Source organism: Blastococcus sp. SYSU DS0617, assembly GCF_054051075.1.
In genome coordinates this window covers 199,360-224,266 of the sequence record NZ_JBJHAO010000002.1, presented here as the reverse complement: position 1 = coordinate 224,266, position 24,907 = coordinate 199,360, and the positions used below count along the sequence as shown (strand labels likewise).

26 protein-coding genes are annotated in these 24,907 nt (G+C 75.2%); 14 read left to right on the top strand and 12 right to left on the bottom strand.

Annotated elements, in window-relative coordinates:
* Positions 1 to 18: 18 nt before the first annotated feature.
* From ACI793_RS03690 to ACI793_RS03675, 4 genes are all read left to right on the top strand, one after another.
* Positions 19 to 561, top strand: coding sequence for a DNA-3-methyladenine glycosylase I (locus ACI793_RS03690; protein WP_456605008.1), 543 nt, complete (start codon positions 19 to 21; stop codon positions 559 to 561).
* A 124-nt stretch (positions 562 to 685) separates the two neighbouring features.
* A complete protein-coding gene (locus ACI793_RS03685; protein WP_012947303.1) occupies positions 686 to 853 on the top strand; it encodes a DUF3117 domain-containing protein in 168 nt (55 codons plus the stop codon).
* A 71-nt stretch (positions 854 to 924) separates the two neighbouring features.
* Positions 925 to 2,454 carry a leucyl aminopeptidase family protein gene (locus tag ACI793_RS03680; RefSeq protein WP_456605007.1) on the top strand — a complete coding sequence of 510 codons (1,530 nt, stop codon included), beginning with the start codon at positions 925 to 927 and terminating at the stop codon, positions 2,452 to 2,454.
* Complete coding sequence (locus ACI793_RS03675; RefSeq protein WP_456605006.1) at positions 2,451 to 3,917, top strand: hypothetical protein; 1,467 nt, start codon at positions 2,451 to 2,453, stop codon at positions 3,915 to 3,917. Before ACI793_RS03680 ends, ACI793_RS03675 begins: the two co-directional genes overlap by 4 nt.
* Position 3,918: 1 nt before the next feature.
* Here the strand turns inward: ACI793_RS03675 and ACI793_RS03670 are convergent, their stop codons facing one another.
* The 4 genes from ACI793_RS03670 to ACI793_RS03655 all read right to left on the bottom strand — a co-directional run bounded on the left by ACI793_RS03670 (position 3,919) and on the right by ACI793_RS03655 (position 8,902).
* The gene (locus tag ACI793_RS03670; RefSeq protein ID WP_456605005.1) at positions 3,919 to 4,428 is read right to left on the bottom strand and encodes a DinB family protein; all 510 of its coding nucleotides are present in this window, start codon (positions 4,426 to 4,428) and stop codon (positions 3,919 to 3,921) included.
* A gap of 22 nt (positions 4,429 to 4,450) precedes the next feature.
* Positions 4,451 to 5,950 carry a phytoene desaturase family protein gene (locus ACI793_RS03665; RefSeq protein WP_456605004.1) on the bottom strand — a complete coding sequence of 500 codons (1,500 nt, stop codon included), beginning with the start codon at positions 5,948 to 5,950 and terminating at the stop codon, positions 4,451 to 4,453.
* 49 nt (positions 5,951 to 5,999) lie between these two features.
* A complete protein-coding gene (locus ACI793_RS03660) occupies positions 6,000 to 7,640 on the bottom strand; it encodes a SpoIIE family protein phosphatase (RefSeq protein WP_456605003.1) in 1,641 nt (546 codons plus the stop codon).
* A gap of 143 nt (positions 7,641 to 7,783) precedes the next feature.
* The gene (locus ACI793_RS03655) at positions 7,784 to 8,902 is read right to left on the bottom strand and encodes a spore photoproduct lyase family protein (protein ID WP_456605002.1); all 1,119 of its coding nucleotides are present in this window, start codon (positions 8,900 to 8,902) and stop codon (positions 7,784 to 7,786) included.
* Between the two features lie 143 nt (positions 8,903 to 9,045).
* On the opposite strand from ACI793_RS03655, the gene ACI793_RS03650 reads away from it, so the two are divergent.
* The gene (locus ACI793_RS03650) at positions 9,046 to 10,233 is read left to right on the top strand and encodes a zinc-dependent alcohol dehydrogenase (protein WP_456605001.1); all 1,188 of its coding nucleotides are present in this window, start codon (positions 9,046 to 9,048) and stop codon (positions 10,231 to 10,233) included.
* Between the two features lie 37 nt (positions 10,234 to 10,270).
* Positions 10,271 to 11,032: a LamB/YcsF family protein gene (locus ACI793_RS03645; protein ID WP_456605000.1), complete on the top strand. Its 762-nt coding sequence runs from the start codon at positions 10,271 to 10,273 to the stop codon at positions 11,030 to 11,032.
* Here the strand turns inward: ACI793_RS03645 and ACI793_RS03640 are convergent.
* The gene (locus ACI793_RS03640) at positions 11,022 to 11,453 is read right to left on the bottom strand and encodes a hypothetical protein (RefSeq protein WP_456604999.1); all 432 of its coding nucleotides are present in this window, start codon (positions 11,451 to 11,453) and stop codon (positions 11,022 to 11,024) included. The genes ACI793_RS03645 and ACI793_RS03640 overlap by 11 nt on opposite strands.
* A gap of 6 nt (positions 11,454 to 11,459) precedes the next feature.
* Between ACI793_RS03640 and ACI793_RS03635 the strand changes: the two genes are divergently transcribed.
* The gene (locus ACI793_RS03635) at positions 11,460 to 12,089 is read left to right on the top strand and encodes a 5-oxoprolinase subunit B family protein (RefSeq protein ID WP_456604998.1); all 630 of its coding nucleotides are present in this window, start codon (positions 11,460 to 11,462) and stop codon (positions 12,087 to 12,089) included.
* A 1-nt stretch (position 12,090) separates the two neighbouring features.
* Entirely contained in the window at positions 12,091 to 12,972 is an 882-nt protein-coding gene (locus tag ACI793_RS03630; RefSeq protein ID WP_456604997.1) for a 5-oxoprolinase subunit C family protein, read from the top strand.
* A gap of 128 nt (positions 12,973 to 13,100) precedes the next feature.
* Here the strand turns inward: ACI793_RS03630 and ACI793_RS03625 are convergent, their stop codons facing one another.
* The 5 genes from ACI793_RS03625 to glgA all read right to left on the bottom strand — a co-directional run bounded on the left by ACI793_RS03625 (position 13,101) and on the right by glgA (position 18,451).
* Complete coding sequence (locus ACI793_RS03625; RefSeq protein ID WP_456604996.1) at positions 13,101 to 14,015, bottom strand: YwqG family protein; 915 nt, start codon at positions 14,013 to 14,015, stop codon at positions 13,101 to 13,103.
* 104 nt (positions 14,016 to 14,119) lie between these two features.
* Positions 14,120 to 14,932, bottom strand: a complete 813-nt coding sequence (locus tag ACI793_RS03620; RefSeq protein WP_456604995.1) for an ABC transporter ATP-binding protein — start codon at positions 14,930 to 14,932, stop codon at positions 14,120 to 14,122.
* Positions 14,929 to 16,026 carry a FecCD family ABC transporter permease gene (locus tag ACI793_RS03615; RefSeq protein ID WP_456604994.1) on the bottom strand — a complete coding sequence of 366 codons (1,098 nt, stop codon included), beginning with the start codon at positions 16,024 to 16,026 and terminating at the stop codon, positions 14,929 to 14,931. The genes ACI793_RS03620 and ACI793_RS03615 overlap by 4 nt, the downstream gene beginning before the upstream one ends.
* A gap of 14 nt (positions 16,027 to 16,040) precedes the next feature.
* The gene (locus ACI793_RS03610) at positions 16,041 to 17,024 is read right to left on the bottom strand and encodes an ABC transporter substrate-binding protein (RefSeq protein ID WP_456604993.1); all 984 of its coding nucleotides are present in this window, start codon (positions 17,022 to 17,024) and stop codon (positions 16,041 to 16,043) included.
* Between the two features lie 242 nt (positions 17,025 to 17,266).
* Complete coding sequence (glgA, locus tag ACI793_RS03605) at positions 17,267 to 18,451, bottom strand: glycogen synthase (RefSeq protein ID WP_456604992.1); 1,185 nt, start codon at positions 18,449 to 18,451, stop codon at positions 17,267 to 17,269.
* Between the two features lie 132 nt (positions 18,452 to 18,583).
* Here glgA and glgC point away from each other — a divergent pair, with 132 nt between their 5' ends.
* Positions 18,584 to 19,804, top strand: a complete 1,221-nt coding sequence (gene glgC / locus ACI793_RS03600) for a glucose-1-phosphate adenylyltransferase (RefSeq protein ID WP_456604991.1) — start codon at positions 18,584 to 18,586, stop codon at positions 19,802 to 19,804.
* 4 nt (positions 19,805 to 19,808) lie between these two features.
* The gene (locus tag ACI793_RS03595) at positions 19,809 to 20,297 is read left to right on the top strand and encodes a 2'-5' RNA ligase family protein (RefSeq protein ID WP_456604990.1); all 489 of its coding nucleotides are present in this window, start codon (positions 19,809 to 19,811) and stop codon (positions 20,295 to 20,297) included.
* A gap of 16 nt (positions 20,298 to 20,313) precedes the next feature.
* Here ACI793_RS03595 and ACI793_RS03590 read toward each other — a convergent pair whose 3' ends face one another.
* Positions 20,314 to 20,967: an O-methyltransferase gene (locus tag ACI793_RS03590; protein WP_456604989.1), complete on the bottom strand. Its 654-nt coding sequence runs from the start codon at positions 20,965 to 20,967 to the stop codon at positions 20,314 to 20,316.
* 211 nt (positions 20,968 to 21,178) lie between these two features.
* On the opposite strand from ACI793_RS03590, the gene sigE reads away from it, so the two are divergent.
* From sigE to ACI793_RS03570, 4 genes are all read left to right on the top strand, one after another.
* Positions 21,179 to 21,763, top strand: a complete 585-nt coding sequence (gene sigE, locus ACI793_RS03585) for an RNA polymerase sigma factor SigE (RefSeq protein WP_456604988.1) — start codon at positions 21,179 to 21,181, stop codon at positions 21,761 to 21,763.
* A complete protein-coding gene (locus ACI793_RS03580) occupies positions 21,760 to 22,332 on the top strand; it encodes an anti-sigma factor family protein (RefSeq protein ID WP_456604987.1) in 573 nt (190 codons plus the stop codon). Before sigE ends, ACI793_RS03580 begins: the two co-directional genes overlap by 4 nt.
* A gap of 98 nt (positions 22,333 to 22,430) precedes the next feature.
* The gene (locus ACI793_RS03575; protein WP_456604986.1) at positions 22,431 to 23,912 is read left to right on the top strand and encodes a S1C family serine protease; all 1,482 of its coding nucleotides are present in this window, start codon (positions 22,431 to 22,433) and stop codon (positions 23,910 to 23,912) included.
* Positions 23,913 to 23,971: 59 nt separating this feature from the next.
* On the top strand, positions 23,972 to 24,331 hold the full coding sequence (locus tag ACI793_RS03570) for a twin-arginine translocase TatA/TatE family subunit (protein WP_456604985.1): 360 nt from the start codon (positions 23,972 to 23,974) through the stop codon (positions 24,329 to 24,331).
* A 95-nt stretch (positions 24,332 to 24,426) separates the two neighbouring features.
* On the opposite strand, the gene ACI793_RS03565 is transcribed toward ACI793_RS03570, so the two are convergent.
* A complete protein-coding gene (locus tag ACI793_RS03565; protein WP_456604984.1) occupies positions 24,427 to 24,894 on the bottom strand; it encodes an SRPBCC family protein in 468 nt (155 codons plus the stop codon).
* Between the last annotated feature and the right edge of the window lie 13 nt (positions 24,895 to 24,907).

Below are 24,907 nucleotides of genomic sequence, written 5' to 3'. Positions count from 1 at the left end.
GGGGCTACCGTCGCCGGCGTGCAGCGTTGTGCCTGGGCCGAGTCGACCGCGGAGTACGTCGCCTACCACGACGAGGAGTGGGGGACGCCGCTGCACGGCGACGACGCCCTGTTCGAGCGGCTCTGCCTCGAGGCCTTCCAGTCCGGCCTGTCGTGGATCACCATCCTGCGCAAGCGACCGGCGTTCCGGTCGGCCTTCGCCGGCTTCTCCATCGACGCGGTGGCGCAGTTCGACGCCGACGACGAGGCGCGGCTGATGAGCGACGTGGGCATCGTCCGCAACCGCGCGAAGATCGCTGCCGCCGTCCGCAACGCCCGGACGGCGCAGCAGCAGCCGGAGGGGCTCTCGGCGCTGTTGTGGTCCTTCGCGCCGACGGGGCCGCGGCGCCGGCCGGCCACGCTCGCCGACGTGCCCGCGACCAGCCCCGAGTCGGTCGCGATGGCCCGTGAACTGAAGCGCCGCGGGTTCGTCTTCGTGGGCCCCACGACCGCGTACGCGCTCATGCAGGCGACCGGGATGGTCGACGATCACGTCGCCGACTGCTTCCGCGCGTTCCCCTGATGGGGGCTCGTGTTGGACGACGGAGCGCCATACGGGATCATTGGCGGCGGAGTTCCAGCAGCGATGGACGCCACCCCACCCCCCGCCCCGGCGGGGAGTGGTGTGGCCGGCGAAGGAGGCACGCATGGCGGCCATGAAGCCGCGCACGGGTGAAGGTCCCCTCGAGGTGACCAAGGAGGGCCGCGGCCTGGTCATGCGCGTCCCGCTCGAGGGAGGCGGTCGCCTCGTCGTCGAGCTGTCGCCCGACGAGGCGGCGGCGCTGTCGGAGGCACTGAAGGGCGCGACCAGCTGACCACCTCCGCCGACCTGCCCCCGGGCAGGACAGCGCAGGACGACACGGCCCCGGCCACCGGCGATCAGCCGGTGACCGGGGCCGCGCCGTTCCCGCGGATCGAGCTCCTCGCGGCGCTGCCCGTGCTCGGCACCGACGACGTGCTCGCGGTACCCGTCGGCGCGGGCGGCGCGCTGCCGGGATGGCTGACCGGGCCCGCGCCGGTCGTGAGCCCCCAGCTGCTCACCGGCGCGCTGGCCGACACCGGCAACACCGGCCGTGCCGGCGCGATCACCAACGTGCCCATCGCCGGCCGGCGGCCCCGCAGCGTCGTCGCCGTCGGCGTCGGGGCGGGCGCGCTGCCGGAGCTGCGCCGGTACGTGGCCGTGTGCGTGCGTCGCGCCCAGACGCTGGCCCGGCACGGCGCGACCCGGCTGGTGCTCCCGCTGGACGCAGCCGCGGGTCCGGCCGGGCCCGCTGAGGTGCGCGCGGCCGTGGAGGCCGCAGTGCTCGCCGGCTACCGGTTCCGCGACTCGTCGTCGCGCCCGCCACGGCGGCTGGCCACCGTCACCCTCGTCGCGGCCGCCGGGCCCGAGGCCGACGCGGCGGTCACCGCCGGAACGGTCACGGCCGAGGCCGTCGCGTGGGCCCGCGACCTGGTGAACACGCCGCCGCACATCAAGGACCCGGAGTGGCTGGCGGAGCAGGCGCGCGCCCGGCTGGGCGCGCTGCCGCACGTCACGGTGACCGTGCTCGGTCCCGAGGAGCTCGCGATCGGCGGGTTCGGTGGGGTGCTCGCCGTCGGGGGCGGATCGGCCTCACCACCGCGGGTCGTCGTGGCGGCCTACCGCCCGCCGTCGGCCGGCCCGCAGCACCCGGTCCTGGTCGGCAAGGGGATCACCTTCGACAGCGGTGGCCTCTCGATCAAGACCACCGCCGGCATGCGGCACATGCAGACCGACATGGCCGGGGGAGCCGCCGTGCTCGCCGCCGTCGACGCCGCGGCCCGGCTCGAGCTGCCGGTCGCCGTCACCGCGGTGGTCCCGGCGGCGGAGAACGCCGTGTCCGGCTCGGCCTACCGTCCGGCGGACGTCGTCCGGCACGTCGGCGGGCGCACCACCGAGGTTCGCAGCACCGACGCCGAGGGGCGGCTGGTCCTCGCCGACGGACTCGCGTACGCGCGGCTCGAGCTCGGTGCGACGGTGCTGGTCGACGTCGCCACCTTGACCGGCGCGATGAAGCAGGCGCTGGGCGCCCGCACCGGCGGGCTGTACGCCAGCGCCGACGGCCTGGCCGACGCGCTGTCCGCCGCCGGCGCCGCCGCGGGGGAGCCGCTGTGGCGGCTGCCCCTGGCGCAGGAGTACGCCGGCCTGCTGGACAGCCCGGTCGCCGACGCGAACAACGCGCCCGGCAACCCGGGCGGCACGACGGCCGCGCTCTTCCTGCAGCCCTTCGCCGGCGACCTGCCGTGGGCGCACCTGGACATCGCGGGCCCGGCGCGGTCGGGCTCCGACCACGCCGAGACGGTCAAGGGGGGCACCGGGTTCGGTACCCGCACGCTGCTGCGGTGGCTCGAGGCCGGGGCGCCGGGAGAAGCTGACCCCATGGGAACGGACCGATGAGCGAGGACGAGCGGGGCGTCGTGTTCCCGGCAGGTGCGGACGGCCGGCGGAGCACCGCGGCACTGGGACGGGCCGTCACCGCCGACGCGCTCCGCCCGGTCGATGCCGCCGGGGCGCTGGCTGCCGAGCGGGAGACCAACTGGCGGGCGGGCTACCTCACCCACTTCCGCCGGCTGGTGGAGGCGGGGCTGCCGTCGGCGTCGGCCGCCCGCACCATCGCCGAGGAGGGGCTGGCCTCGCTGCACCGCACCATGCGGGTGGCCGGTCCCGACGGGGAGACCGGCCTCGGCGACCTGGTGGGCGCACCCGCCGGCCGGGCGCTGCACACGGTGGAGGTCCGCGGCAGCGCCGAACCGGAGCGGGAGCTCTCGCTGCCGTTCCGTGGTGGCCGGCTGCGGGGCGACGCTCTGCTGCACCAGCTGGACCAGTGGGTGGCCGCGGGGGTGATCGAGCCCTCGTGCGCCGAGGCGGTCCGCACCGTCGCCGCGCACCCGGAGTGGCTGGCGCTGCCCGACACCACCGTGGTCGTGCTCGGCGCCGGCGCCGAGATGGGCCCGCTCACCGCGCTGCTGCGGTGGGGCGCTCACGTGGCCGGTGTGGACCTGCCGCGCGCGCCGCTGTGGGAGCGGGTCCTGGACACCGCTCGCGGCAGTGCCGGCACCCTGCTGGTGCCGGTCGACGAGCCGGCGACGGACGTCGCCCCGGCCCGGGCCGGGGCCGACCTGATCGCCGAGGTCCCCGGTGTCGCCGACTGGGCCGCGACGCTGCCCGGGCGCCCCGTGCTGGGCAACTACGTCTACGCGGACGGCGCCACCAACGTGCGGGTGTCGACCGCCGTCGACGTGCTCACCGTGCGGCTGGCGGAGACCCGCCCGGACCTCGCGCTGGCGTTCCTCGCGACGCCGACCGACGTCTTCGCCGTCCCCGCTGACGCCGTGGCGCAGTCCGTGCAGGCCTACGCCGCCCGCTCGCGGGGGGCGAAGCTGCTGGGCCGGCCCCTGCGCACGGTGTCGGGAGGACGGCTGCTGCAGCGTGCGTACGTGCCCGGGACGGACCCGGGCATCGCCGACAGCCTGGTCGCCCAGCAGGGCCCCAACTACGCGCTGGCCAAGCGGCTGCAGCGCTGGCGGGCGACGACGGCGCGGGCGGCCGGGAGCACGGTGTCGATGAACGTCGCCCCGCCGACGCGCACCCGGTCGGTGGTGAAGAACCGGGCTCTGGCCGCCGCGTACGCCGGGGCCCACCGGTTCGGCGTGGAGATCTTCGAGCCGGCGACGTCGAACGTGCTGATGGCCGCGCTGCTCGTGCACGACCTGCACACCGGCGGCGGGCCGGTGCACGAGCACCCGTGGCAGGACGAGGCGTACGAGGCGGCGCACGGCGGCCTCTGGCGCGCGGCCTACCAGCCGCGCAGCGCTCTCGGCCTGGCGGCGCTGCTCGGGTACGGAGCCGCACGGAGCTGAGTCAGTCGCCGACGGTCCCGTCGATCGCCTCCCGGAGCAGATCGGCGTGGCCGGCGTGCCGGGCGGTCTCCTCGAGCATGTGCAGCATGATCCAGCGCAGGTCGACGTACTGGCCGTTGGACCGCGGCCGCGCCGCGCGCTGGTCGAGGCAGTCGGCGGTCCGGACCGCCGCCCGGCTCCGCTCGCAGGCATCGTCGTAGCGACGGCGCAGCTCGTCCGGCGGTACGTCGGCCGCGGTCCGGAACTCGTGGTCGGGGTCGGCCTCCCGGTCGACGTGAGCCCACAGCGGGTCCGCGAGGTCGCCGGCGAACCGGACCCGGAACCAGAGGTCCTCGACGTAGGCCAGGTGGTTGAGCAATCCACCGAGCGTGAGCGAGGACGGGGCCAGCGGCCGGGCCAGCTGGTCGGCGTCCAGCCCGTCGGCCCGCCGGAGGATCGTCGCGCGGTAGTGGTCCAGGAACGCGGTCAGCTGGCCCGACTCCGGACCGGACGACGGCGGGTAGGTGCGCATGTCCGAGCTTCGCACGGAACCGTCAGGCGGGTCCGATCAAGCCGGCGACGATCTCGGCGGACAGGGTGACCAGGGGTAGCCCGCCGCCGGGGTGCGCCGAGCCGCCGACGAGGAAGAGACCGGGCACGGGGGAGGCGTTGGCCGGGCGGAGGAACGCCGCCCGCGCGCCGTTGCTCGACGTCCCGTAGATCGACCCGCCCACGCTGCCCGTGTCGCGCTGCAGGTCGGCCGGCGTGCGCACCACCCGGCGGCGCACCCGGTCGCGCACGTCCAGCCCGCGCTCGGCCATCACCTGCAGCACCCGGTCGGCGTACCGCTCCGCCAGCCCGGGGGAGTCCCAGTCGATCCCGCGCCCGGGCTCGTGCCGGGGCGCGTTCACCAGGACGAACCACGACTCGCTGTCGTCGTCCGGGCGCAGCGCCGGGTCGTCGGGCGCGCTGACGTAGACGGTGGGGTCGGCCGCCGGCCGCGGCCGGCCCGCGTGCCGGCCGGTGCCGAAGACGGAGTCGAACTCGTCGTCGTAGTCGGCCGGGAACAGCACGGTGTGGTGGGCGAGCTCCGGCGTCCGGCCACGCAGTCCGAGCAGCAGCACGAACCCGGAGAGGGACGGCGTGGCGCGAGCGAGGGAACGGCGCGGGGCCGCCGACAGCCGCAGGGGCACGAGATCGGCGTAGAGCGCCGCGGCGTCCACGTTCGAGACGACGACGTCGGCAGTGACCACCTCGCCGTCGGCCAGTTCGACCCCGGCCGCCCGCCCTCCGGCCACGACCACCCGCCGCACCGCGCAGCCGGTGCGCAGCACCGCGCCGTGCCCGGCCGCGCGATCGGCGACGGCCAGCGCGAGCCGGTGCAGCCCGCCGCGCACGTACCAGGAGCCGAACGCCTGCTCCGCGTACGCCACCGTGGCGAGCACGGCCGGGGCCCGGCGCGGATCGGAGCCGGAGTAGGTGGCGTAGCGGTCCAGCAGCGTCCGCAGGTGCGGGTGGCGGAGGTAGGACCGGCCGAGCCCGCGCAGCGACCGCCACGGCGCGATGGTGGCGACGTCGGACGGCCGGCGGGCGAGCCGGGCGAGCGTGACCGGTCCGGCCAGGGGCGTGCGCAGGAAGGGGTCCTCGCTGATCCGCCACATCTGCTCCGCGCGCGCCATCAGGGCGGACCACTGCGCCCCTGCTCCGGGACCGAGCGCGGCGTCCAGCGCGGCGGGCACGGCGTCGGGCTGCCCGGGGAACGCCAGGTGCGTGACGTCGGCGAACCGGTAGGCCACCGCCGGATCCAGCCGCACCAGGTCGACCGACTCCTCGAGGGGTCCGCCGGTGGCGTGGAACAGGTCGCGGTAGACCTGGGGCAGGGTGACCAGGCTCGGGCCGGTGTCGAACGCGTGCCCGTCCACGGTGAGCAGGCCGAGCTTGCCGCCCACCCGCTCGGAGCGTTCCAGCACGGTCACCGCGTGCCCCTGCGCGGCGAGCCGGGCCGCCGCCGCGAGGCCACCGAGCCCGGCGCCCACCACCACCACCCGCGCCACGCCGCCACGGTAGTGGCCGTCCGCTGCGGGACCGGTCCCGCGCAGGGGCTCAGGCGGGGACGGTCAGCGCGAGCAGAGCCATGTCGTCGGCCTCGTGCCGGGATCCGGCCACCTGCGCCTCGACGGCGGCCACCACCGCCGCGGCGGTGCCCTCGGCCCCCGAGCAGCCGGGGGTGCCGAGCAGCCGCATCAGTGCCTCCTCGCCGAACTGCGCACCGGCGTCGTCGCGCGCCTCGGTGACCCCGTCGGTGTAGAGCAGCAGCGTGCACCCGGCCGGCAGGTCGACGGTGGAGTCGGTGAACACGGTGTCCTCGTCCACGCCGAGCGGAGGGGCGGGCCGGCCCAGGGCCACGACCGCGCCGTCGGCGGTGCGCAGCAGGGGCGCCGGGTGACCGGCGATGCTGATGCCGACGCGGCGCCCCTGCGGAGCGCTCTCCAGCACGAGGCAGACCGCCGTCACGAACCGGAGCGGCCCGGTGCCCTGCTCGCGCAGCAGGGCGGTGTTGACCGCATCGAGCACCGCGGCCGGGCAGCCGGCGGCGGACGCGGCCCGCGCGGTGTGCCGGGTCAGCGCCGTCAGCGAGGCCGCCTCGGCACCGGTGCCGCAGACGTCGGCGATGAGCACCATCCACCGGCCGTCGGGCAGCGGCATCACGTCGTAGGTGTCGCCACCCGCCAACGCCGAGCCCCCGCCCGCCCGGTAGCGGGCCGCGAGCTCGATCCCGGGGACGGTGGGCAGGTGGGAGGGCAGCAGGCTGCGCTGGAGCGTCTCGGCCAGCTCGCGAACCTCGGACTCCGCGCGCAGCCGGCCGAGGAACTGGCCGATCTGGCGTCCCGCGTGCGCGAGCACCTCGACCAGCTCCGCAGGCACCGTGCGGGAGGCGCGCGAGAAGAGCTCGCAGACGCCGAGGACGGACTCACCGCGCAGCACCGGGAACGCCACCCCAGTCCGGACGTCGTCGGCACGGGCGGCCTGCCGCCTCAGGAACCGGGGGTCCTCCCAGAGGTCCTCGATGACGACCGGCGCGCGGGTCTGGCGGACGATGCCCGGCAGCCCCTCGCCGCGGCCGAAGGTGCGGCGGGTCTCCTCGCGCAGGGCCGGCACGTCCACGCCGGCGGCGGTCCAGGTGCCGGCGTGCACCAGCCGGCCACTGTGCTCGTCGGTCTCCCACAGCACCGCGGCGTCCCAGTCCAGCTCGGTGCACAGCGTCGGCAGCAGGCGCTGGAAGGCGACGTCGGCATCCGCTGCCTCGGTGAGCGCGGCGGTGACCCGCAGCGTGGCGGCGAGGTAGCGGCTCACCTGCAGCTGGCGCTCGAGCAGGATGGTGGTGCTCGCGTCCCGCAGCACGCTGACGATCGAGGACTCCTCCGGTCCCGCGCCCGGGAAGGGCTCCACCCGGGCCAGGGTGACGTCGATGGCGACCTCGTGGCCGGTGGCGTGCAGCGCCGGCAACTGCGTCGTCTGCCCGACCAGCTCGCCCTTGCCGGTGGTCAGGAAGCGGGTGATGTGCTGGCCGTGACCGGCCCGGAAGCGCTGCGGCATGACGCCGGTCAGCGGCCGCCCCAGGAGGGCGTCGGGCTCGTGGCCGAGCAGCCGGCGGATGGCGGAGTTCGCGTAGGTCACCCGGCCGCGGGAGTCCGCCACGACGACGGCGTCGGGCAGCGCATCCAGGAGGCTCTCCGGAGACACGACTGTCCGGGAACCCGGATCCTCCGGCACCGTGCCCCCTCGGCATCGACGATCACTGCGTGTAGAACTGTGTCACACCAAACGTGATCAATGAAGCGCTGTGTCGACATGTGTCCTTGTCGACATCGAGGTGCGCCGGACGGCTAGAAGGCGTATCGGAGGCGTAGCCACGGTGCGTGCTGCCCGACCAGTCGTTGCAGTCGCTGTACGCCCTCGCGCTTGACGTCGTTGCGGTAGCGGACGTTGTCCTGCCCGTTCTGGCTGCGCTTCGCCTGCTGCAGCTCCGGCCGCCAGAGCAGGTCCTCGGCCTTCGGGTGCCATCCGAGGTTGACCTCGTGCAGGTCGCGGTTGTGGGTGAGCAGGATGACCTCGGCGGCCGCCTGTGCCTTCGCGGCAGGGGAGAGCTCGTCGTCCAGTCGCTGTAACAAGGCAGCCCAGGCGGCCTCCCAGCCGTCCCGCAGCACGACCGGCGACAGGTTCAGGTGCACCTCGTACCCGGCTGCGACGAAGTCGTCCACCGCCGCGATCCGCTCGGCGACATGGCTGGTCCGGACGTCGAGCAGCCGGGCGTCGTCCTCGGGCATGACCGAGAACCGGATGCGGGTGCGGCCGGCCGGATCGAGGTCGAGCAGCTGCCGGTTGACGTACTTCGTCGCGAAGGAGGCCTTGGCGGTGGGGAGCCCGCGGAAGGTGGCGATCAGGTCGGCGACGTTGTCGCTCACCAACGCGTCGACCGAGCAGTCGCTGTTCTCGCCCAGGTCGTAGACCCAGCTGTCCGGGTCGGCCTGGTCGGGCTCGGCCTTGGGCCCCTGCCGGGCCACGTGCCGGCGCAGGTAGCCGGTGATCTGCTCGATGTTGGTGAACACCGTGATCGGGTTGGCGTAGCCCTTGCGCCTCGGGACGTAGCAGTAGGCGCACGCCATCGCGCAGCCGTTGGCCGTCGACGGCGCGATCCAGTTCGCCGACCGGCCGTTGGGGCGGGCGGACAGCGACTTCTTGACGCCGAGCACCAGCGTCTCGGTCTTCACCCGCACCCAGCGTTCGACGTTGCCCTCGTTGCCGTGCAGGTCGGGGATCTGCCAGTGCGAGGGCACCTCGACCACCTCGGCGTCCGGGAAGCGCCCGAGCACCTGCCGGCCGCGGGAGCTGTCCACGGCGGCGGGCTCGGCGTAGATCCGGCGCACCTGCAGGAGCCGGTTCGGCGGAGCGGGTGTGGGAGGCGGCTCGGGGTCGAAGAGCGTCAGCGGCTCGGCCGGTGCCATGCCAGGTCCAGCGTGTGGCCCGAGGGTGGCATTCCGGGAAGCCGCGTGCCGCCCGCCCGTTTCCCTCGACCGGCCACGGGCACCCCGAACGGGAGCGATCCGGCGCCGACGGCGCGGACGGACCCACACGGAGGAGTTCCTCGATGAAGGCAGTGACCTGGCACGGGCAGAAGGACGTACGCGTCGAGGAGGTGCCCGACCCCTTCGTGCAGGAGCCGACCGACGCGGTCATCCGGGTCACCACCACGAACATCTGCGGATCGGACCTGCACCTCTACGAGCCGCTCGCCGCGTTCATGGGCGTCGGCGACATCCTCGGCCACGAGACCATGGGCCAGGTGGTCGAGGTGGGCTCCGCGGTCGGGGACCTGAAGGTGGGCGACCGCATCTCCATCCCGTTCCAGATCTCGTGCGGGCACTGCTGGATGTGCGGGCAGGGTCTCTACACCCAGTGCGAGACGACCCAGATGCGGGACACCGGCATGGGCGCGCAGATCTTCGGCTACTCCAAGCTCTACGGCCAGGTGCCCGGCGGTCAGGCGGAGTACCTGCGGGTGCCGCAGGCGCAGTTCACGCACATCAAGCTGCCCGAAGGTCCGGCGGACGACCGGTTCGCCTACCTGTCCGACATCCTGCCCACCGCCTGGCAGGGCGTGGAGTACGCCAACGTCCCCGAGGGCGGGACGCTGGTGGTGCTCGGGCTCGGTCCGGTGGGCGACTTCGCCTGCCGCATCGCCCAGCACAAGGGCTACCGGGTGATCGGGGTGGACATGGTCCCCGAGCGCCTCGAGCGCGCCCGGGCCCGCGGCGTCGAGGTCGTCGACCTGCGCGAGCACGAGGACGACCTCGGCGATGCGATCCGCGACATGACCTCCGGCCGGGGGCCGGACTCGGTCGTGGAGGCCGTCGGCATGGAGGCGCACGGCTCACCCGGCACGAAGTTCGTGCAGAAGGCCGCCGGCCTGCTGCCCAGGGCTGTCGCCGCACCGATCCAGAAGACCGCGGGGGTCGACCGGCTCAACGCCCTCTACTCGGCCATCGACATCGTGCGTCGCGGCGGCACGATCTCGCTGTCGGGTGTCTACGGCGGCGCGGCCGACCCGATCCCGATGCTGACGCTGTTCGACAAGCAGATCGCGCTGCACATGGGGCAGTGCAACGTGAAGCGCTGGATCCCCGAGATCATGCCGCTGCTCGGGGACGACGACCCGCTGGGCTGCGACACGTTCGCCACCCACCGCGTGCCGCTGTCCGAGGCGCCGGAGATGTACCGCAAGTTCCAGGAGAAGAGCGACGGCGTCATCAAGGTGCTGCTCAAGCCGGAGCAGTGAGCCGGTCGGCTCGCCGGCGCGGTGCGACACTGCGCCGGTGAGCACCGTCGACCTGAACGCCGATCTGGGGGAGGGCTTCGGCGTCTGGCGGCTGGGCGACGACGAGGCGCTGCTCGGCGTCGTCACCAGCGCCAACGTCGCCTGCGGCTTCCACGCCGGCGACCCCACGACGATGCGGCGCGTCTGCGCCGGTGCCGCGCGGGCGGGCGTCGCCGTGGGGGCGCAGGTCTCCTACCGCGACCTGGCCGGGTTCGGTCGCCGCTTCATCGACGTCGCTCCCGCCGAGCTCGCCGACGACGTGCTCTACCAGCTGGCCGCGCTCGACGGCATCGCGCGGGCCGAGGGGACCCGGGTCCGCTACGTGAAGCCGCACGGTGCGCTCTACAACGCCACCGTGACGCACGCCGAGCAGGCCCGCGCCGTCGTCGCCGCCGTCGTCGCCCACGACCCGGCGCTGCCGGTCCTGGGGCTGCCCGGGTCGGCGCTGCTGCGGACGGCGGAGGCGGCCGGTCTGCGGCCGGTGGCGGAAGGCTTCGCCGACCGCGGCTACACCCCGGACGGCGGGCTGGTGCCGCGCAGCGAGCCGGGGGCACTCGTGCACGACCCGGCCGAGGTGGCGCAGCGGGCGGTGCGGATGGCCGTGGAGGGCACCGTGCTCGCCGTCGACGGCAGCGCGGTGCCGGCCGCGGTCGAGTCGATCTGCGTGCACGGCGACACCCCGGGCGCGGTCGAGCTGGCGCGCGCAGTGCGGGTCGCCCTGCAGCTGGCAGGCGTGACGCTCGCATCCTTCACCGGCTGACGGCCGGCCGGGTCACTGCCGGAGGGCCTCGGCGACGGCGGCCACGTTCGACCGGCCCCTTGCCGTAGTCGACCACGGTGGTCCCGACCACCGGCCGGCTGGAGACGACGGCCTCCAGGGCAGCACCGTCCCCGAAGAGCTGCACCGAGACCTCCTCGCCCCAGCTCTTCCAGGACCACCGCGTACGGGCGCGGTACCGGCCCGCGGCGTCGTCGGCCTCGTGGACGTCCGCCGGCAGGCCGTGCAGGGCCGCCACGATCCGCTCGTGGAGATCGGCACCGGCGCGCACCGACACCGTCGTGTCCTGCCGCGGGCCGCGCCGCGCGCCCTGCGGCGCCCGGTCGCTGACGGCGTCGACCGAGGTTCTCGGCGTGACCCGCCGCGGTCGCGATCCTGCGTCGCGCGGGCGGTCGGCGATCATGATCCGGTGGAGCGGACCGAAACCGGCATGCGGGTGCTGCCGTACGGCGACCGCGCGCTGCTGATCGAGGTGGACGGGACCGACGCGGTGGCCGGCGTCCGCCGGGCCCTGGAGCACACGCCGCTGACCGGTCAGCGCGAGCTGGTGCCGGCCGCGCGCACCGTGCTGGTCGTCCTGGACCGGCCGCCCACGGAACTCGACGTCGCGACGCTGCGCCGGCTGCCGCTGCTCGACGTGGGGCCGGGCGACCCGGCTCCGACGGTGACCCTCCCGGTCGCGTTCGACGGCCCGGACCTGGCCGAGGTCGCGGCCCTGGTGGGTCGCTCCGTGCCCGACCTCGTGGCCGTGCTGACCGACGTCGAGTTCACCGTGGCGTTCGGTGGGTTCGCGCCCGGGTTCGGCTACCTGACCGGTCTGCCCGCGGAGCTGCAGGTGCCCCGCCGGGCGACGCCGCGCACGCGGGTGCCGGCGGGGTCGGTGGCGCTGGCCGGGCCCTACGCCGGGATCTACCCGCGCGCCTCGCCCGGCGGCTGGCAGCTCGTGGGCCGGACCGACGCCGTCCTCTTCGACGTCGACCGGGAGCCGCCGGCGTTGCTGACGCCGGGCGTGCGCGTGCGGTTCCGAGAGGCGGGCTGACGTGCTGACCGTGCTCGCGCCCGGACCGCTGACGACGGTGCAGGACCGCGGCCGCCCGGGGCACGCGGACGTCGGGGTGACCCGGTCGGGCGCCGCCGACGCCCCCGCCGCCGACCTGGCCAACCGGCTCGTCGGCAACCGCCCGGAGGCGGCGCTCCTGGAGGTGACCGCCGGCGGGCTGCGGGTGCGCGCCGGGCGCACGCTGCTGGTGGCGGTCACCGGTGCACCCGTGCCGGTGGAGGTCGACGGCCGGGCGGCGCCCTTCGCCGCACCCACGACCGTGCCCGCGGGCGCGGTGCTCTCGCTGGGTCACCCGGGCCGCGGGCTGCGGAGCTACGTCGCGGTGCGCGGCGGGGTGGACGTCCCGCCGGTGCTGGGCTCGCGGAGCACCGACACGCTGTCCGGGCTCGGCCCACCGCCGCTGACCGCGGGCACGGTCCTGCCGGTGGGGGGCCTGGCGGGCGAGGAGCCGGTCGTCGACGTCGCGCCGGTCGGGTCCCCGCCGGACCGGCCGGTGCTCCGGCTGCTGCCGGGGCCGCGACGGGACTGGCTGGACGAAGCGGCGTGGGCCGCGCTCACCACGCAGGAGTGGGTGGTGGGCTCCGACAGCGACCGGGTCGGCCTCCGGCTGACCGGGCCGCGGCTGGGCAGGGCGCGGGACGGCGAGCTGCCCAGCGAGGGGTTGGTGCCGGGCGCGGTGCAGGTGCCGCCCGACGGCGCGCCGGTGCTCTTCCTGGCCGACCACCCGGTGACCGGCGGGTACCCGGTGCTCGCCGTCGTCGTCACCGCCGACCTGCCCCTGGCCGCCCAGCTCCGCCCCGGCGACGTCGTCCGGTTCCGGGCTGCCGGCGCAGCGCCCCGGCGAGGGCTCAGCTCCGGCTGAGTACGGCATATGAGGGTGACAGGTCGGGCTGACTCCGCGGATGTGACCGCCCGGGGAGTCAGCCAGGGCGTCTGGCCCGGGAGCCTGCGAAACGCGCCCCGAGCGGCCCGATGAGGGACAGCCGGCGATCAGTCCGTGCGGATGATGCACCAGGCCCGGTCGAAGCGGCGCGCGACCACGTCGCTGTCCCGCATCCACACCTCCAGCGCGGCGGCGTCCCCGAACCAGCCGCTCAGGTGGGTCCACGACTCGATGTCCAGCACAAGCCGGTAGTCGTCGCCGTCCTCGACGGGCAGCGCCTCGCGCAGGACTCGCAGAGCCGGCGCGGTCGAGTTCTGGCTATGCCCGTAGACGTGGGTCACCGTTGTGGCCCGCGTGTCACGTGACTCGGTCCGTTGGTAGGCCCAGGCCCGCTGGAACTCCTCCGTGACGTGCATCGCGGCGTCGTTCTGCCCCCGGTCGGACAGGAAGTCCCCCGGCGGTCGGCTGCTCCAGCCGGGGAGCAGCATTCCCGCCTGGCAGGCGTCGGTCGGTGTGTCGAGGTCGGCGGGGGGTTCGGCGAAACCCGGCACCTGGGGCTCGGGCACCCACCGCACCAGCCAGCCACCGGCGTCCCGGTCGGTCGCTTCCCAGCCGTAGGTGTCGATCAGGTCGTGGAACACCTCGAGGTAGCCCTCGGCGGGCAGTCCCTCGCGATGCTCCGGCCAGGCCGCCTTGCCCTCCTCCCCCCAGGCCCAGGCTTCGTGCAGCGAAATGGAGGCGACGTGGGCCAACGGCGTGCCGTCCGGTCGGCGCGGCCACTCGGCCAGGGGCAGCAGCGCGGGCCCGCCCAGCCAGGAGGGCCACCCGCCCCAGCGCCACTCCCGGTCCAACCCGGCGCGGCCCGGACGGGAGCCCTGCTCGGTGAAGACGGGCGACCAGGCGATGTCCCGAGCCAGGGCCGTCGTGTCGAAGGGCAGGCCCTCCAGCCACTCGTCGACCGCCAGCCACGACATGTTGATCGGAGCGAAGTCGTCCTCAGGAGGGCGCCATCTGCGAGCCACGCCGCCCATCATCGCGACGTTCTCACGTGGTGTCCCATAGGCCGCCTTCTGAGCGAGTCCGAGACGGACCGTTGGCCCGACGCCATCTCACTCATCAGCCGTACTCAGCTCCGGCCGAGCGGACCTGCCCGCACCGGCAGCACGGCGAGGCCGTCGGGGCCGGACACGACCTGGGCCCGGGCGCCGTAGTGCGCCGACAGCGCCGCCGGCGTCAGCACCTCGGCGGGGGCGCCCTCCGCGGCGACCCGGCCGGCGGCGAGCAGGGTGAGCCGGTCGGCGTACTGGCCGGCCAGCGTGAGGTCGTGCAGCGTGCTCACCACCGTGAGCCCGTCCTGGCGCCGCAGCCGGTCGAGCAGGTCGAGGACCTGCTGGGCGTGACCCAGGTCCAGTGCCGCCGTCGGCTCGTCGAGGAGCAGCACCCGCGGCCGCTGGGCCAGGGCCCGCGCCAGGACGGCGCGCTGCTGCTCGCCGCCGGACAGGGTGACCACGAGCCGGTCGGCCAGCGGCTCGAGGTCCAGCCGCTGCAGGACGTCGGCGACGACGTCCCGGTCGACCCGGCGCGGCGCGGCCAGCAGCGGCCGGTGCGGGGTGCGGCCCAGGGTGACGTACTCCAGGGTGCTGATGCCCTCGGGCAGCACCGGCAGCTGCGGGGCGTACGCCAGCACCCGGGCGAGGTCGCGCCGGGCCATGCCGGTGGTCGGGACGCCGTCGATGCGCACCTGGCCTTCGTGCCGCTGCAGCCCGAGCACCGACCGCAGCAGCGTCGACTTGCCCGAGCCGTTGGGGCCGATGATGCCCAGCCAGCCACCGGGCTCGACGGTGAAGCGCACCGAGTCCAGCACCCGGGTGCGGCCGTAGGCGGCGCTCAGCCCGACGACCTCGACCCGGGCGCCGGGAGGGGGGAGGGCGTCGCTCATCGCCGTCGCGCCCCGGCCCACAGGAGGGCGGCGAAGAAGGGGGCGCCGACGAACGCGGTGACCACGCCGATGGGCAGCTCGGCCGGCGCCAGGAGCACCCGCGCGACCAGGTCGGCGAGCACGAGGAACGCCCCGCCCACCAGCAGGGACAGCGGCAGGACGCGGGTGTAGGAGCCACCGGCCAGCCGGCGCACGATGTGCGGGACGACCAGCCCGACGAAGCCGATGAGGCCGCTGACGGCGACGGCGGAGGCGGTGGCGAGGGAGGCGGCCAGGATGACCAGGAGCCGCAGCCGGCCGGGGTGCACGCCCAGCGAGCTGGCCTCGTCGTCGCCGACGGAGAGCACGTCCAGCGCGCGGCCGCAGCAGAGCAGGACCGCGCAGGAGACGCCCAGGTAGGGCAGGACCAGCCCGACGTCGGACCACTGCGAGCTGCCGAGCTGCCCGATCATCCAGCCGTAGATCTCGCGCAGGTTGTCGGTGTTCTGCTGCTGCACCAGGGTCTGCGCCGCGGACAGGAAGGCGGCGACCGCGATGCCGGCCAGCAGCAGCGTGGGGCTGTGCGAGCCGCCCGCGACGGTGCCGAGGGCCAGCGCACAGCCGACGCCGAACAACGCCCCGGCGAACGCGGCGAGCGGGACGATGCCCACCGGCCCGAGGGACTGCACGGGGGAGTAGGCGATGGTCAGCGTCGCGCCCAGCCCCGCGCCGGCCGCCGCACCGAGGAGGTAGGGGTCGGCGAGCGGGTTGCGGAAGACGCCCTGGTAGCCGGCCCCGGCGATGGCCAGTGCCGCTCCGACGAGGACGGCCAGCACCACCCGGGGCAGCCGCAGCTGCAGCAGCACGGCGGCCTGGGTCCCCTCCAGACCGCCGGGCACGTCGACGCCCACCGGACCGAGCGCGCGGTCGAGCAGGGTCGCGACGACGGCCCCGGGGGGCAGCGGTACGGCGCCCACCCAGATGGCGGCGAGCACGGAGAGCACCAGCGCCAGCGCGGCCAGCCCGGACACCAGGGCGACCGACCGCCGGGGACGCACCGCACCCGGCCCGGCCGGAGTGCGGCCGGACCGGGTGCGGGACGTGACGGCGCTCATGGGAGGGGCGGGCCTCAGCCCTGCAGGGCCTCGGCGACGGTCTCGGCGAAGTCCGCGACGCGCGGGCCCCAGCGGGAGGCGACGTCGTCGTCGGCCTCCACGATGCGGTCGTTCGTCACCGCGGGGACGGTGGCGAAGGCGGGCCGCTGGGCCACCGTCGCGGCGCTCTCGCCGCAGCACTTGGTGTCGGCCAGCACGATCAGCTCCGGTGCCTGGTCCACGACGAACTCCGGCGACAGCTGCGGGTAGCCGCCGCTGGCGTCAGGGGCCTCGTCGGCGATGTTCTCCAGGCCGAACATGCTGTAGATGCTGCCGATGAAGGTGGAGCTGTCCGCGGAGTAGAGGCTCGGGTCGAGCTCGTGGTAGACCCGCTGGCCCTCCACGTCGGCGGGGACCGAGGCGACGGCGGCCTCGATGCGGTCCTGCACGTCGGCGACGGCGTCGGCGGCCTCCTCGACGTGACCGGTGGCCTCGCCCAGCAGTTCCATCTGCGCATAGGTGTCGTCGAGGTCCTCGGCTGCCTCGAGCAGCAGCACCGGGACGTCGAGGGTCTCCAGCGCGTCGACGATGCCGTTGGTGTCGTTGCTGAGCACCACCAGGTCCGGGTCGTAGCCGGCGATCGCCTCGGCGTTGGGCGTGAACGACGACAGGTCCGTGGTGGGCGCCTCGGCCGGGTAGTTGGAGTTGTCGTCCACGGCCTCGACCTGGTCGCCGGCGCCGATGGCGAACAGCATCTCGGTGGCCGTCGGCGACATGGAGACGATCGCCTCGGGCTGCTCGTCCAGCGTCACCTCTCCGTTGGCGGCGGTCACCGTCACCGGGAAGTCGACTGCCTCGGACGAGGACGGCGCAGCGGCGTCGTCGCCGCCGTCGGACGAGTCGCCGCCGCAGGCGGTGAGGGTCAGCAGCAGCGCCACGAGGGCCGCCAGTGGGGCGGCGGGGGACAGCCGCCGGGCGCGCGACGTCGACCGCGCCGCGCGGGGAAGGGAACCGGACAAGAGACGTGCCTCCAGCGGAGGCGGCGAGCGGTCGGCTCCGAGCTGACCCGACGCCCGATGCGCGACCCCTGCCGCGAGGGTCGGTTGCATGGCGCAGAGCAGGCGATCTGGCTCAGACCGCTCTGCACGTCTCGGGCGGGGCGGCCATCACAGTTGCGGGACAGCGCCGGGTTTCCACCGGACTTCGCTGCTGCTGCGTCACCGGCGCACGGGCCGGCGCGGAAACGGTACCAGCGCGGCCGCTACGGGCGCGCCGAGAGAACGGCCGAGTAGACCTCGACGGTCTGCCGGGCGATCGCCGGCCAGCCGAACTCGGCGAGCACCCGCTCCCGCCCGGCCGCGCCCATCCGCGCGGCCCGCTCCGGATCGCGGAGCAGCTCGGTCATCCGCGCCGCCAGACCGCTCGCGAAGGCCTCGGCGTCGTCCGGGTCGTAGGGCACCAGCAGCCCGGTCCGCCCGTCGTCGACCACCTCCGGGATGCCGCCCACGGCACTGGCGACGACGGCGGTGCCGCAGGCCGCCGCCTCCAGGTTCACGATGCCCAGCGGCTCGTACACCGACGGGACGACGAACACGGTGGCGCCGCTGATGAGCGGGACGAGCTGCTCGCGCGGGAGCATCGCCTCGATCCACACCACGCCCTCGCGGCGGGCCTGCAGGGCGGCGACCGCATCGGCCACCTGCTGGCGCTCGGCCGGGGTGTCGGCGGCGCCGGCGCAGAGCACCAGTCCCACGTCCGGCGGCAGCTGCTCGGCCGCGGCCAGCAGGTGCGCCAGGCCCTTCTGCCGGGTGATCCGGCCGACGAACAGCGCATAGGGGCGGTCGGGGTCCACGCCCAGCGAGCGCACCGTGTCCGGGGCGTCGACCGGGCGGTAGGCCTCGGCGTCCACCCCGTTGCCGACGACGTGCACCCGCGCGGGGTCCAGGTCGGGGTAGGCGTCGAGCACGTCGGTGCGCATGCCCCGGCTCACGGCGATGACCGCGTCGGCGGCCAGGTAGGCGGATCGCTCGACCCAGGACGAGAGGCGGTAGCCGCCGCCGAGCTGCTCGGCCTTCCACGGGCGCCGCGGCTCGAGCGAGTGGGCGGTGACCACGTGCGGGACGCCGTGCACCAGGGCGGCCAGCATCCCCGCGCCGTTGGCGTACCAGGTGTGGCTGTGCACCAGGTCGGCGTCGCCCAGGGCCGCCGCGATCTGGACGTCCACCCCCAGCGCCTGCAGCGCGCCGTTCGCGTCGCGCAGCCCGTCGGGGACGGCGTGCGCGGTGGCGTCGTCCCGGGCCGCGCCGAAGCAGTGCACGTCGACTGCGATCCCACCGCCCGACCCGGCCGGCAGCGCGCGCATCGCGCCGACCAGGTGCTCGACGTGGACGCCGGCACCGCCGTAGACGTCCGGCGGCCACTCACGGGTCACGATGCCGATGCGCACGCGGCTCACCCTAGGAGGACCGCCGTGCCCCCACCGCTCGCAGGCTCGCCGCGGGGGCCGGCAGTGGCCCCGAAGGGTGGACCGCCGGCCTTCGATGGCGTGTCGGCGGCGGCCAGCGGTTACGTTGCGAGCATGCGTGGCGGTCCTCGGGTTCTCGGCATCGTCCTGGCGGGCGGTGAGGGAAAGCGGCTGTCTCCGCTCACCCAGGACCGCGCCAAGCCGGCGGTGCCCTTCGGCGGGAACTACCGCCTCATCGATTTCGTGCTCTCCAACCTGGTGAACGGGGACATCCGGCAGATCGCCGTCCTCACCCAGTACAAGAGCCACAGCCTCGACCGGCACATCACCACGACCTGGCGGATGTCGCAGCTGCTGGGCGGTTACATCACCCCGGTGCCGGCACAGCAGCGGCTGGGTCCGCGCTGGTACACCGGCAGCGCCGACGCGATCTTCCAGAGCCTCAACCTCATCTACGACGAGCGCCCGGACATCGTCGTCGTCTTCGGTGCCGACCACGTCTACCGCATGGACCCGCGGCAGATGATCGACCAGCACCTGCAGACCGGCGCCGGCGTCACCATCGCGGGGCTGCGCGTCCCGCGTCGCGAGGCCACCGAGTTCGGCGTGATCGACGCGGCGGCCGACGGCAAGGTCCGGGGGTTCCTGGAGAAGCCGGCCGACCCGCCCGGCCTGCCGGACTCGCCCGAGGAGAGCTTCGCCTCCATGGGCAACTACGTCTTCACCACCGACGCGCTGCTCGAGGCGCTGCGCACCGACGCCGCCGACGAGGACTCCGTGCACGACATGGGCGGCTCGATCATGCCGATGCTCGCTGCGCGGGGGGAGGCGTGGGTCTACGACTTCTCCACCAACGTCGTGCCCGGCGCGACCGAGCGCGACCACGGCTACTGGCGTGACGTCGGGACCATCGACTCCTACTACGACTCGCACATGGACCTGGTGTCGGTCACGCCCGTCTTCAACCTCTACAACGACCGCTGGCCGATCTACACGCTGCCGCCGCAGCTGCCGCCGGCGAAGTTCGTCCTGGGTGGCCGGGCCGAGGAGTCGATGGTCAGCGCCGGCGCCATCATCGGCGGTGGCGCGGTGCACGGGTCGGTCATCTCGCCCGGGGTCCGCGTCGAGCGGGGGGCGCGGATCGAGGGCAGCGTCGTCATGGACGGCGTCTCCATCGGCGAGGGCGCGATCGTGCGCCGGGCGATCCTGGACAAGAACGTCGTCGTGCCACCCGGTGCCCGCATCGGCGTGGACCTCGATCTCGACCGCGAGCGCTACCACGTCAGCGCCGGCGGCGTGACCGTGCTGGGCAAGGGTGCCCGGGCGGTCCTCTGAGCCGTTGGTCGTCACGCTGCTGCTGGACGACGCGGCGCAGGAGCGGTTCGACCGGCTGCGGGCACAGCACTTCCCGGCCGGGCGCAACCACCTGGCGGCGCACGTGACGCTGTTCCACGCGCTGCCCGGGGAGCACCTGGCCGCCGTCCGCGCTGACCTCACCGCGGCCGCCCAGCGCCCCGCCTTCGACGTCGACGTCACCGGGGTGCGGTTCCTCGGCCGCGGGGTCGCGTACTCGCTGCGGTCGGCCGAGGTGGCCGCGGTCCGGGACGGGCTGGCCGCGGCGTGGCAGCCGTGGCTCACCCCGCAGGACCGTCAGCGGCACGCACCGCACGTGACCGTGCAGAACAAGGTGCAGCCCGCCGTCGCCCGCGCGCTGCACGAGCGGCTGCTGGCGGAGTTCGTGCCGTGGACCGTGCACGCCCGCGGCCTCGGCCTGTGGCGCTACCTGGGCGGCCCGTGGGAGCCGGTGGCGGAGTCGCCCTTCCGCTGAGCGTCGCGCCGGTGGGTCAGCGCCGGGTGGCGACGAGCAAGCCCTCGCCGATGGGGAGGACGGCGGACGTCAGGTCCTCGTGCTCCCGGACCGCGCGGGTGATCTCCCGCCAGGCGACCGTCTGCGGGTCGCGCGCGGTGCGGTCCGCGATCCGCCCACCGGCCAGCAGGCCGTGGCAGGCCAGCGTGCCCCCGACGCGCACCAGGTCCAGCAGCCCGCCCAGTTGGTCGGCGTAGTCCCGCGGCGGGCCGGCGCACACGACCATGTCGTAGGCGCCGGGGGAGAAGCGGGGCAGCACCTCTCCTGGGGTGCCGAAGATCAGCCGGGTCCGGCCGGGGGGCACGCCGGCACCGGCGAACGCGGCGCGGGCCGCGCGCAGCTGCTCGGGATCGCCGTCCAGCGCGGTCAGCACCCCGTCCCGACGCATCCCGCGCAGCAGCCACAGCCCGGAGAGCCCGCCACCGCTGCCGATGGAGACGACCGAGCGCGCGCCCACGCCCGCGGCGAGGACGGCGAGGGTGGCGCCCACTGCGGGCTCGACGGGTGGGGGCCCCGGCAGCCGTGCGGCACGCTCCCGCGCGGCCGCCATCTCGTCGGACTCGGCGGCGAAGCGATCGGCGTAGGCGGCGCCCTCCGGGCCGCTCCCCGGCGGCGGTGGGTGGGCGCTCATCACCGGCCGAGGGTAGTGGTCACCGCCCGGGGAACGCCGTGCGGACGCCCGGGACGTGACCGAGCTGTGAGTTCACTGGGAAGGGGGAGCGGCGGGAACACCGCCCGCGCGACTCCCCGTTGAACCGTACGTGCGCCTCCAGCGACCCCTGTCCGAGCGACCCTCCGACGCCGATCCGGTCGTGCCGGCGCCCGTCGGCGATACTGGGGCCGTGTCCGAGCCCGTGCGACCCGAGGCCGAGGGCTGGGTCGCGCCCACCTGGGAGCAGGTCGTGCGCGAGCACTCGGCCCGCGTGTACCGGCTGGCCTACCGGCTCTCGGGCAACCCGCAGGACGCCGAGGACCTCACCCAGGAGACGTTCGTCCGGGTCTTCCGCTCCCTCGCCGACTTCTCGCCCGGCACCTTCGAGGGCTGGCTGCACCGCATCACGACCAACCTGTTCCTCGACATGGTCCGGCGCCGGCAGCGGATCCGCTTCGACGCCCTCCCCGAGGACACCGAGCGCCTGCCCGGCCGCGCGCCCAGCCCCGAGCAGGTCTACGCCGACACTCACCTGGACCCGCAGATCCAGGCGGCCCTCGACGCGCTCTCCCCGGAGTTCCGCGTCGCCGTCGTCCTCTGCGACATCGAGGGCCTGACCTACGAGGAGATCGCGGCGACCCTCGGCATCAAGCTCGGCACCGTGCGCAGCCGCATCCACCGCGGCCGGGTGCAGCTGCGGCAGGCCCTGGCACACCTGGCCCCGGGCCGGGTGCCCACCGAGGACGACGCATACCTGGCAGGGGGTGGGGCGTGAGCATCCCGGAGAGCCACCTGGCCCAGGAGGCCATCGCGGCGCTCGTCGACGGCGAGCTGACCGCCGGTCCCGCCGCGCGGGCCGCCCGCCACCTGACCGGCTGCCTGCAGTGCCGCATGGCGGTCCAGGCCCAGCGGGAGGCGAAGGACGCCCTGCACGGCTCGCAGGAGGTGGCGGTCCCCGGCGACCTCATGTCGCGGCTGTGCGCCATCCCCTTCACCGCGGACGTGCCGGGCGCCGGCGGTGGTCCGCTGTCGCTGGGGGCGGACCCCTCGCGCCTCACCGTGCAGGACGGCGCGAGCACCTGGGAGGTCGACCTCTCGCCGCAGGACCGCCCGCAGCGCCCCGACCACGCCCGCTGGCTGCGCCGCGGGCTGGTCGGCACGCTCGCCGGCCTGGGTGCGGGGGTCACCGCCCTCGCGCTCAACCTCCCCGCCGACGTCCCGCCGGCACCCGGCACCGTGGCCGACTCCGCCGTGCGCGAGCACACCGAGGTGGTCCCGCCGGTCGTGCGCACGCTGAACGTCGGGACGACCTCCCCGCTCGATCCGCCGGGCGGCACCCCCTGACCAGCCCCGACGACCGCGGCACCCCGGCCCCGGAGAACCGCCCGCCGAGCGACCCGGCGTTCGCCCGGCCGTCCGGGCAGGACGGGCCCTTCGGCGAGGTGCCCGACCGCCTCGAGCCGCGGCGGGTGGCCGCCCCGGAGCCCGGCGCCGGTCATGAGGCCGCCTTCGGCCGTCCGGTCGACGTGCCCGGGAGCTTCTCCGCCGACCGCCCCCGGCCGCCGGCCCCTCCCGCGCCGCCGCCCCCACCGGAGGCGGTGCTCCGCGCGTTCGGGCCCCCTGCCCCGGGCCGGCGTGGCCTGCAGGAGCCGCCGTCCGGCCGCCCCGGGCGCCGGCGCACGGCCACGGGCCCGTGGTGGAAGGCGGACGCGCGCAGCGACCCGTGGCGCGATCCGTACGCACCCGCGGGGCTCGGCGCTCCGGCGGTCTACCCGGAGGCGCCCGCCGAGCAGACCGGCCCGGTCGTCGTCGACGACAAGGGGCGCAAGCGGCTGCGGCTCGCGGACGTCTCCGTGCGGCTCTCGGCCCTGGCCCTGCTCGCCGTCCTGCTCGTCGGGGCCGTCGGCGGCGGCGTGGGCTGGTTCCTCACCCGCAGCACGCCCGAGTCGCCGCTGCTGTCGCCCGGCACGACGCTGACGCAGGTCGATCCCGGCGTCACCCGCGAGCCCGGCTCGATCTCCTCCATCGCCGAGGAGGTCATCCCCGCGGTGGTGTCGATCGAGGTGCGCGTCGGCGAGGGTGGCGCGACCGGCTCCGGCGTGGTCATCGACGGCGACGACGGCTACATCGTCACCAACAACCACGTCGTCTCCGGGGCCGACGGCGTCGAGGGCGCGGAGATCCGGGCGGTGTTCTCCGACGGCAGCGGCTCGGCCGCGCGCATCGTCGGACGCGACCCGGCCAGCGACCTCGCCGTGCTCAAGGTGGAGAAGCCCGGCCTGGTCACGGCCTCGCTGGGCACGTCGGGCGACGTCGTCGTCGGCGATCCCGTGGTGGCCATCGGCTCGCCGCTGGGGCTGGCCGGCACGGTCACCAGCGGCATCGTCAGCGCGCTCGAGCGGCCGGTGCGCCTGGCCGGCGAGGGCAGCGACACCAACGCCGTCATCAGCGCGGTGCAGACCGACGCCCCGATCAACCCGGGGAACTCCGGTGGCGCCCTGGTCGACGCCAGTGGCGCGCTCGTCGGCATCAACACCGCCATCGCCTCGCTCGGGGGCGCGGGCACCACCGGCGGCTCGATCGGCCTGGGGTTCGCGATCCCGATCGACACCGTGCGCGACGTGGCCGAGCAGCTGATCTCCACCGGCAGCGCGGTGCACTCCTCCCTCGGCGTGAACGCCCGCTCGGTCACCGACGGCACGCGTGACGGCGCCCTGGTCCTCAACGTCGAGCCGGGCAGCGCCGCCGACGCGGCCGGCATCCAGGAGCGGGACGTGATCATCGCCGTCGACGGCGACCCGGTGGGCAGCTCCGAGGAACTCGTCGTGGCCGTCGACCGCCACGCCCCGGGCGAGGAGGTCACCGTCGAGGTCGTGCGCGGCGGCAGCTCCCAGGAGCTCCGGGCGACGCTCGACGCCGCGTGAGCGCCGCCGCCTAGGCTGGAGCGGGCCCGCGGCGCGGGCCGGAGGAACGGAGAGCGGCGGTGTTCGACTCGATCGGCTGGGGCGAGATCTTCGTCCTGGCGCTCGCCGCGCTGTTCATCTTCGGACCCGAGCGGCTGCCGCACCTGGCCAAGGACGCCGCAACCGGGCTGAAGAAGGCGCGGGCGGCCCTCACCGGCGTCCGCGCCCAGGTCAACGAGAGCCTGGGCGACGACCTGCCCGAGCTGCGCGATCTCGACCTGCGCAAGTACCACCCGAGGACGTTCATCCGCAGTCAGCTCTTCGAGGACGACGAGCCGGTCCCCGGGCGCAGCGGGAGCACGGCCGCCTCGGTCGCACCGGTGGCCGCCCGCCCCCGGGACCGCACGGTGCCGCCGCCGTTCGACACCGACGCGACGTGATCCGTCGTCCTCCGGACGACACCGCGACCACGTGCCGCCCCGGCCCTGCCGGAGCGACTCCGTCCTTGCTCGCGGGAGCCTCCGGCCCCCACCCGTCAGGACCCCGCTGACGCCCGATCCTGTTCGGCGGCCTGCTTGAGCCGCTGCAGGGTGCCGACGATGCCCTCGCGGTTGCGCTCGGGGAACTTCGCCCAGCGGACGACGGCGTCGGTGACGCCGTCCGCCCGGGAGGCGTCGAAGGTCTCGGTGACCCTCGTGCCGCCGTCGGCGGTGGGCGCCAGCTCGTAGCGCCAGCGGTTGGCCGTGAAGTGCCGCCAGGCGATCCGCCGCCCGGGCTCGAACTCGACCACCCGGTTGCGGATGACGTACGGGACGCCGAAGAGCTTCATCCGGACCGTGAACGTCTGGCCGGTCCCGGTGAGCCGCTCGGGCGCGCTGATCACCGAACCGACCGAGCCCGACCCGTCGATCCGCGAGTGCTGGCGGGGGTCGGCGAGGATTGCGAAGACGGTCTCCGGCGGGGCGTCGACGGTGATGCTCTCGGAGATCAGCTTCTCGGTCACGCCCTGAACGTAC